Annotated in this window: 1 protein-coding gene; it reads left to right on the forward strand. The window is 51.7% G+C overall.

All coding sequences use genetic code 11. The features are described 5' to 3' along the window. Positions 1 to 266: 266 nt before the first annotated feature. Positions 267 to 526: transcription initiation factor IIB family protein (locus tag DVK06_RS17175; protein ID WP_199718773.1), on the forward strand; the 260-nt coding region annotated here is incomplete at its 3' end.

Below are 526 nucleotides of genomic sequence, written 5' to 3' on the forward strand. Positions count from 1 at the left end.
TGTCCAGAAACAGAATTTTAAAATCCAAACCATCGGTTAAAACACCGATATACACTAGTGCATTCAGCAAAGAAATACTAACGTTAGTTATGAGGCCTCGGCACTCATTGGGCTCGTCACTCCGTTGTAGAGGGGTAGACTGCAGTGACTCAAGCACTATCGTCTGAGCCCCAATCCAACTGATCCGAGATTCGTCCTCGATAGCGTTAATTGACCCCTAAATGGGTGAGGGGCTCGACATAACGCGAATTCCCTCGGTGAGACCAATGGCAACGAGAGACATCTACACGACGAGCTTCGACGAGGATAGACCGACCGACAACACACCGTGTCCCGAATGCAGCGGCCAAGTAAGAACGAACAGCGTTGAAACTGTCTGTGAAGACTGTGGACTCGTTATTGACGAACAACGAATCGACCACGGTCCTGAATGGAGAACTCACGATCAGGACCAGCGAAAGCGGACGGGCGCTCCACTGACTGCGGCACGTCACGACCGAGGGTTGTCGACGGAAATCGGTCGCAG

The sequence above is a fragment of the Halorubrum sp. Atlit-28R genome (assembly GCF_003665955.1).
GTDB lineage: Archaea > Halobacteriota > Halobacteria > Halobacteriales > Haloferacaceae > Halorubrum > Halorubrum tropicale.